We start from the raw sequence: 7,978 nt of genomic DNA, 5'->3' as shown, positions 1-7,978 counted from the left end.
GCATTCGAGAACCGGTATCGCTGCAAGGACGGCACCTATCGCCTGCTGGACTGGACCGCTGTTCCGGACGGCGGGCGCATCCATGCCGTCGGCCGCGACATCACGCAGGAGCGCCGCCTGGCCAGCGAACGGGAACGGATCTGGAGCCTGTCTCCGGTCGTTCAGCTGACCGCCTCGCGCAATGGCACGATCGTTTCGGTGAACCCGGCCTGGAGCGCGCTGATGGGCTGGACCGAGGATCAGACCTTGGGACGGAAGGTTCTCGACTTTGTGCTGCCCAAGGACCGTCCGGCGGTCGAGGCCCAGTTGCGCCGGTTGCTGGAGCAGCTGGCGGACGGGACCTCGGCCCCGCCGCTCGAGGCGGTGGTCATGAGCAGCCGTGACGAGCAGCGCCATATCGAATGGACAACCGTGGCGGACAGCGAGGCGATCTATGCCTTTGGCCGCGACATCACTGCGGAAAAGCAGGCGGCAGCGGCCTTGGCCAGCAGCGAGGCTGCGCTGCGGCAGGCCCACAAGATGGAGGCGATCGGCCAGCTGACGGGCGGCATCGCGCATGATTTCAACAATCTGCTTCAGGTGATCGGCGGCAGCCTGCAATTGCTGGCCACCAACCCCTCCAATGACGACAAGGCAAGACGCCGCCTGCAGAATGCCATGGAGGGCGTGGCACGCGGCTCGCGGCTGGCCTCGCAGCTGCTGGCCTTTGGACGCCGCCAGCCGCTCGCGCCACGCGTCGTGAACCTGGGCCGGCTGATACAGGGCATGGACGAGATGCTGCGCCATGCCCTGGGCGAAGCCGTGGCAATCGAGATGCGGGTGGACGACGACCTGTGGAACACGCTGATCGATCGCGGCAATCTTGAAAACGCTTTGCTGAACCTGGCCATCAACGCCCGCGATGCGATGGAGGGACATGGCCGCCTGCTGATCAGGGTTGTCAACGAACAGCTGGTCAGCGGCGACCCGGACCTGATGCCGGGGCAATATGTTGTCCTGTCGGTCACGGATACCGGGGTTGGAATTCCTCCCGATGTTCTGGAAAAGGTCTTTGATCCGTTCTTTTCGACCAAGCCGGAAGGCAAGGGCAGCGGGCTGGGCCTGTCGATGGTGTATGGCTTCGTCAAGCAGTCGGGTGGCCATGTCCGCGTCGACAGCCAGCTGGGGCAGGGAACCACCATTCGGCTGTACCTGCCCCGTTCCCTGCTTCCCGAAGACGAGGTCCAGGACCAGCGCTTCGGGCCCGTGGCGGGGGGGACGGAAACCATCCTTGTGGCCGAGGATGACCCTGGCGTCCGTGAAACCGTGGTGGATATGCTGAAGGACCTCGGCTATCACGTGCTGCAGGCCGTGGACGCGCAAAGCGCCTTGGCAGTCATCGACAGCGGCGCGCAGATCGATCTGCTGTTCACAGACGTGGTGATGCCCGGCCCGATGAAATCGACGGACCTGGCCCGCCTTGCGGTGGAGCGTCTGCCGGGACTCAAGATCCTTTTCACGTCAGGCTATGCGGAAAATGCCATCGTGCATGCCGGGCGGCTGGACGAAGGCGTCGAACTTCTCTCAAAGCCCTATGGCCGCGAGGATCTGGCGCGCAAGCTGCGGCATCAGCTGGCGAACGGGGCGCAGCAGGCGGTCGCACCTTCAGGGTCCGATGACGCCGACCTGAAGAGCAACCGCCTTATCCTGGTTTGCGAGGATGATGCGCTGATCCGCATGTCCGTGGGGGACATGCTGGAGGATCTGGGTCATTCGGTTCTTCTGGCGCGCGATGCGACAACGGCCCTGTCCCTGCTGGCGCAGAACCGCGTGGATCTGCTGCTGACCGACGTGGGCCTGCCCGACATGCCTGGAAACCGTCTGGCCCAGGAGGCGCGGGAGCGCGATCCGGAACTGCCGGTCATCTTCGCCACCGGACACAGCGAAGTCGAGGGCGCAAATCTGGACAATCGGACCGCACTCTTGATGAAGCCGTTTGACGACCGCCGCCTTGCCGCGGCCATCGCCGCCATCGACTTCTAGCGCCGCCCGCAACTTTGGTCGCATGTGGCCCCGGAATGCTGGCGCGTCGAGCCCTTCCCTTGCACACTGTGCAGGCAGCATGGGGAAGGGCTCATGAACCAGGCATATCCCGAGGGTTTCACGCCGCGTGACCATCTGGCGCGCCTGTCCGATGCGGTGGGGGCAACCCTGATCGGTCATGGCTGGCTGGTCGAACGTCTGCTGATCGCGCTGCTGGTGGGGGGGCATGTCCTGCTGGAAGGTCCTCCCGGCATTGCCAAGACGCGGGCGGTCAAGCAACTGGCCGCGCGGCTGCCGGGCGATCATGCGCGGATTCAGTGTACCCCGGACCTGCTGCCTTCCGACCTGACGGGCAGCCAGATCTATCGTCCCGAAACAGGTCATTTCGACTTTCTCCCCGGCCCCATCTTTCACACGCTTGTTCTGGTGGACGAGATCAACCGCGCGCCTCCCAAGGTCCAGTCGGCCCTGCTGGAGGCAATGGCCGAGGGACAGGTGACGACGGCAGGGGTCAGCCGTGCGCTGCCCGACCTGTTCATGGTCGTGGCCACTCAGAACCCGATCGAGCACGAAGGAACCTTTCCCCTGCCCGAAGCGCAGATGGACCGCTTCCTGCTGCACCTGCGGCTGGACCTGCCCGACGCCGAGGGCGAGCGCGCGATCCTGGATCTGGTCGAGGCCGAGGGCCGCGCGCCCGCTGCAGCCATTGCCGCACGCGTCACGGTCGAAAACCTGAAGGCCGCGCAGGTCGAGGTTGCGGCCGTGAACCTGTCGCCCGTCCTCAAGGATTACATCATCCGGCTGGTCATCTCGACCCGGCGGGGCGGGGTGCTGGCGGACCGGATCGAACATCCCGTCTCGCCCCGCGGAACGCTGTCCCTTGCCGCGGCGGTGCGGGCGCGGGCCTGGCTGCAGGGTCGGGACCACGGCCTGCCCGAGGATGTCGAGGCCCTGGCCGCCGACGCGTTGGCCCATCGGCTGGTTCCCGACTGGAAGGCCGGCAGCGAAGGCCAGGACGGCCGCGCCCTGATTGCCGAGGCCCTGCGCCTCGTCCGGCCGTGGTAGGCGCGGCGCGCTGGCAGCAGGCGCCGGGCATCGCCCTTGCGGTGGACGACCTGCTTGCCCTGCGCGAACAGGCCGCCGCTCCGGACACGCGGCGGCCGGCCACGCGGCGGGCCGGCATCCTGCCTTCGCGCCATGCAGGCAGCGGAATGGACCTGCGCGAGATCCGTGCCTATGTGCCGGGCGACGACATGCGGCGCATGGACCCTTCGGCCACGGCCCGAACGGGCAAGCCCCATGTCCGCGCGCTGCACGAGGATCGTGACGATGTCACCCTGCTGATCGCGGATTTCCGGGCCCCGATGCTTTGGGGCACCGGGTCGTGCCTGCGCTCGGTCAAGGGCGCGGCTCATCTGGCCAGCATCGGCTGGCGGGCCGTGGGGCGGGGCGGCAACGTCGGCCTGATCGTCATGGGGCCGGGGCAGGCGGCCCTTCTGCCTCCCGCAGGCGGGGACCGGCAGATGGCGCTGTTGTGCCGGATGCTGGCGGATCTGCATGCACAGGCCCTGGATGCGCCGGCTGATGCAGACCATGCCTTGCCGCAGGCGCTGGGGCTGGCGGCACGGATGGTGCCTGCTGGCGCCGAGGTGGTGCTGGCCACCGCGCCGGATGGCTGGCAAGGGGCCGAAACGCCGTTGACCCGTCTGGCGCGCGGACGGCGGCTGGCCGTTGCGCTGATCCTTGATCCCCTGGACGTCATGCCACCCGCTCGGGCCTTGCCCGTGCAGGCAGGGGGGCAATCCCTGCTGACGCGGCTGACGCCCGTTGATCTGTCCGAACTGTCTGCCTCGTTGATGGCCTTGGGGGCTGAGCCCCGTCAGGTGGCGCCATGACGCATCAGGAAATGCTGGCCGCGCTGGCCCCACCCCGCCTGCCCACCACGCTGGACCAGCTTTCCCTGGCCGAGATGGCGGCGCTGCTGGCTCTGGGCCTGATCTGCGGCACTTTTCTTTCGATGCTGCTGCGTCCCTTGACCCGGTCGCGCAGTCGCCGGCTCCGGCTGCGTGACCTGGAGGCGCTGCCGGTGCCGGACCGGTTGCTGGCCCTGGCGCGCCAACTGGGGCAGTTGCCGAGCCGCCTCCGTGACCCTGCCTATGGTGCGGCGCCCGCGCCCGAGAACCGCCAGATCGCCCGGATCGCGCGCAGATTCCGCCTGATGCGGACCCTGAGGCTCCGATGAGCTTTGCGGCTCCCTGGCTTCTGGCCTTGTTGTTCCTGCCGCTGCTGATGCGCTGGTTGGCGCCACATGCCGCACCGCCCGGTCCGGCCCTGCGGCTGCCCGCCTATCTGGCCGCCGGCCTTCACGAGGCAGGGGCAGCGCGGCGGCGGAAGCCCCTCCTGCCGATCCTTGCATGGATGCTGCTGGTCCTGGCGCTGGCGGGGCCGCAGGTGCGGCGGGTGGCCGATGTGGTTCCTGCCAGCGGACGCGACATCGTGCTGACGCTGGATCTCTCGGGCAGCATGGTGCAGGAGGATTTCTTTCTGGACAACCAGCCCGCGACCCGGTTGGAGGCGGTCAAGCGCACGGCTTCGCGCTTTGTCGCGGCGCGGCAAGGGGACCGGATCGGGCTGGTCATCTTCGGAGAGCAGGCCTATGTCGCCGCCCCCCTGACCTTTGACATGACCGCCGTCGCGCGCGCCATCGACGAGGCGCAGGTCGGCATCTCGGGGCGCGGCACGGCCATTGCGGACGGACTGGGGCTGGCGATGCGGCGGCTTGCGGACAGCGAGGCGCCAAGCCGCGTGATCGTGCTGCTGTCCGACGGGGTCGATACGTCGGGAACGGTTCTCGCGACCGAGGTGGCGCGGCTGGCGGCCGGGCGCGGCATGCGCATCCACACCATCGCCCTGGGCCCCGAGGATCTGGAAAGTCGCCCCGACGCTCGCGATGCCGTTGATGTCGCTACCCTGCGCGCCATCGCGCAGACCGCCGGGGGCGAGACGTTTCGCGTCCGCGATGCCGATGACCTGGCGCAGATGGCCGCGACGCTGGACCAGTTGGAGCCGAACCCCGGCAAGGCGCCCCCGCTGCGGTATTGGCAGGGACTGTGGACATGGCCGGCGGCCGCGGCGCTGGCTGTGCTGATGCTGCAGGGCCTCCGGGGGCGGCGATGGGCGGCCTGATCCTTTTGCGTCCATGGTGGCTGATCGCGCTGCTGCCTGTCCTCATGCTGATGCTGTGGGCGGGACGCCGCGCGCCGGAGGCCGGAGGCTGGCAGGACGTGATGCCGCCGCCCATGCTGACGGCGATGCTCGCGTTGGGTGGCATCAGCGGGACGCAGCCGCGCTGGCATCGAGCGCTGGTGCCGCTGGCGTCGGTCGCGCTGGTTCTGGGGCTTGCGGGTCCGGCCCTTCCGCGGGGCGACATGCCCGCGCTGGCCCGCACGGATGCGGTGGTTCTGGCCATGGACCTGTCCCCTTCGGTCGCGCAGGGTTCGGCGCTGACGCAGGCGCAACTGGCCGCGGCCTCATTGTTGCAGGGGCTGGGCGGTCGGCCGGTCGGCCTGATCCTTTACGGTCCGGAGGCTTATGTCGCCTCGGCCCCCACCACCGATCCACGAACGCTGGAGACGCTGATCGCGGTTCTGGACGCCGAGACCGTCCCCGGCAAGGGCAGCCGCCCCGCCGCAGCCCTGGGCCTGACGTCCAGCCTGTTGTCCGATCCGCGTCATGCCGATCTTGTCCTGATTTCGGACGGCGGCGGGGTGGACCGGCAGGCTCTGGCCGAGGCGGGGCGGCTGTCTGAAGCAGGCACGCGCATCTGGCCCCTGCGGGTCGAGGGCGCCCCGGCCGGGGCAACGCCTGCCGCACCCGATGCGCTGGCCCCGTTGGCTTTGGGGGGCGGGCAGATGATGCAGGCCGATCAGGCCGACCGTCTGGCGGCCCGGCTGGCCCAGGGCGGCGACTCGCGGCGCGATCCTGCACTGGAGGCGCTGGCCCATCGCGATCTGGGGCCCTTTTTCGCAGCCCTTGCCGCGCTGCCCCTCCTGCTGATGATGCGGGTGCGGGCGTGAGGATAGGGGGGTTGCTGCTGGGGGCGATGATCCTGCTGGCAGTGGCGGGGCCGCAGACCATCGGCACGCTGGCCCTGCGCGCGGGTTGGGACGCACTGGCGCTGCCTTTGCTGGATGATCCGGCAGCGCGGGGCGTTGCCCTTTATCGGGCGGGACGCCATCAGGAGGCGGATGCGGCCTTTGCCCTTGCCGGCCGGTCGCAGACCTACAACCGCGGGCTCAGCTTGGCCGCTACGGGGGATTACCCGCTGGCCGTCGCTTATTTCGATGCGGTGCTGTTCGCCAATCCCGCGGATGAACAGGCACGCGCCAATCGCGATATCGTGGCGACGATGTATCCGCCGAATGTGGGCGACAGCACCGCACCGGGCCGCATCATGGGCCGCGGCGGGCGTCCCGCCCCCGAGGATCAGATCAGCAACGCCTTGGCCAATGCGAGTTCCCAAGACTGGCGCCGCCCCATCGAGGCGCGGGGACTGGCCGCCAGCGATGAATGGCTGGAAACGATCATCGACGATCCGGGCGCCTTTCTGCGCCTGCGCATCCGTGCCGAATACGACCGCCGCGCACAACTGGGGTTGATCCGGCCCGAGGAGGGCGACCCGTGGTGATCCGCCTGGCGCTTCTGGTCCTGATGATCCTCGCGCTGCCCTTGCGGGCCGAATCGCCGCCCTTGCCGCCCGGAGGCGCGCGGCTGATGATCCTGCACGACCACGGCAACCCGGTCGTGGCCGAGATGGTCAAGCTGACGCTGCGGGGCGAATACGACCTGACCGTCTCGCTTGAGGAGATGCGCTTTCCGGATGGGGCGGCGTATGACTGGATCCAGATCGACCGGGACCGCTGGTTCAAGGAACGCATCGGCGGCCGGATGACCCAGATCTTTGAACGCGATATCGCGCTGTTTCCTCGGACGGAAGGCGTGCTGGAGGTCGGGCCGGTCCATCATGACCTGACGCATGTGGCGCGGAATGGTCAGCGGGACAAGCTGCGCGTGACATCGGGAAAGGCGCGGTTGAACGTGCGACCATTCCCGGGCGGGCACCGACCCCTGACGGCCCGTGCCCTTGTTCTGACCGATGAATTGTCGGCCGAACCGGGGCGGTTGCAAAAGGACGAGGTCCTGACCCGCCGCGTCACGATCGAGGCCTTGGACGCACTGCCCCATCACCTGCCGCCCCGACCGGACCTGCAGCAGCCCTGGCTGATCAGCTTTACCCAGCCTGAAATTCGCGACACCCGCCCCACGGCCCAGGGTCCGGTATCGCGCGTGGTCTGGGAATGGCAGCTGCGCCCCCGCACGGGCGAGCCTGGCGTCCTGCCTGCCGTGGCCTTTCCGTGGTTCGACACCGACGGCCGGCGGATCGAGGTTGCCGCCATGAAGCCGATCCCCTTCGGCTTTGCAGGCTTTGGCAGCAATTTCGGTGGGAGCGGGCGGGGGGGCGTGCGGATGGGGCTGACGGTCATGGCGCTGCTGGGGCTTGGTCTGGCCTTTGCATTGATCGTGGCGCTGGGGGACCGGCTGCCGCGTCCCGAGCAGTGGCCCCTGCGCCGAAGTCCGCATCAAGGGGCGATGACGGCTGCCGTGGCCTCGGGAAACCTGCCGGCGCTCCGGGCCGCTGCGGTCCGGCAAGTGGCATGGCAGAACGGTGCAAGCCGGCAGCAGGCCGTGTTGCTGGATCAGCTGGATGCGCATCTTTTTGGACGAGCCACATCCGAACTGGACGCAGACGCATGGCTGACCGCGTTCAGGCGCGCCGCATCCGGTCGGCGCCGTTCACGCCCGTCAGGGGCGGCTGTGCGGGAAGGATGATGGAGCGGGTGATGGGAATCGAACCCACGTATTCAGCTTGGAAGGCTGCTGCTCTACCATTGAGCTA

8 protein-coding genes are annotated in these 7,978 nt (G+C 68.6%); all 8 read left to right on the top strand.

Translation table 11 applies throughout. The features are described 5' to 3' along the window. The coding region (locus ACLHHB_RS00890; protein ID WP_410216393.1) for a response regulator at positions 1-2,022 on the top strand (2,022 nt) is incomplete at its 5' end. Between the two features lie 93 nt (positions 2,023-2,115). Further along, complete coding sequence (locus ACLHHB_RS00885) at positions 2,116-3,087, top strand: AAA family ATPase (RefSeq protein ID WP_410216392.1); 972 nt, start codon at positions 2,116-2,118, stop codon at positions 3,085-3,087. Beyond that, a complete protein-coding gene (locus tag ACLHHB_RS00880; RefSeq protein WP_410216391.1) occupies positions 3,081-3,917 on the top strand; it encodes a DUF58 domain-containing protein in 837 nt (278 codons plus the stop codon). Before ACLHHB_RS00885 ends, ACLHHB_RS00880 begins: the two co-directional genes overlap by 7 nt. Beyond that, on the top strand, positions 3,914-4,264 hold the full coding sequence (locus ACLHHB_RS00875) for a hypothetical protein (RefSeq protein WP_410216390.1): 351 nt from the start codon (positions 3,914-3,916) through the stop codon (positions 4,262-4,264). Before ACLHHB_RS00880 ends, ACLHHB_RS00875 begins: the two co-directional genes overlap by 4 nt. Further along, entirely contained in the window at positions 4,261-5,208 is a 948-nt protein-coding gene (locus tag ACLHHB_RS00870; protein WP_410216389.1) for a VWA domain-containing protein, read from the top strand. The genes ACLHHB_RS00875 and ACLHHB_RS00870 overlap by 4 nt, the downstream gene beginning before the upstream one ends. Beyond that, complete coding sequence (locus ACLHHB_RS00865; RefSeq protein ID WP_410216388.1) at positions 5,139-6,098, top strand: VWA domain-containing protein; 960 nt, start codon at positions 5,139-5,141, stop codon at positions 6,096-6,098. The genes ACLHHB_RS00870 and ACLHHB_RS00865 overlap by 70 nt, the downstream gene beginning before the upstream one ends. Then, the gene (locus tag ACLHHB_RS00860) at positions 6,095-6,709 is read left to right on the top strand and encodes a hypothetical protein (protein ID WP_410216387.1); all 615 of its coding nucleotides are present in this window, start codon (positions 6,095-6,097) and stop codon (positions 6,707-6,709) included. Before ACLHHB_RS00865 ends, ACLHHB_RS00860 begins: the two co-directional genes overlap by 4 nt. Further along, positions 6,703-7,911, top strand: a complete 1,209-nt coding sequence (locus tag ACLHHB_RS00855; RefSeq protein ID WP_410216386.1) for a hypothetical protein — start codon at positions 6,703-6,705, stop codon at positions 7,909-7,911. The genes ACLHHB_RS00860 and ACLHHB_RS00855 overlap by 7 nt, the downstream gene beginning before the upstream one ends. The last annotated feature ends 67 nt before the right edge of the window (positions 7,912-7,978 follow it).

It is taken from the genome of Paracoccus sp. (in: a-proteobacteria), from assembly GCF_046462195.1.
Lineage (GTDB): Bacteria > Pseudomonadota > Alphaproteobacteria > Rhodobacterales > Rhodobacteraceae > Paracoccus.
This window is presented reverse-complemented; position numbering and strand designations above follow the sequence as displayed.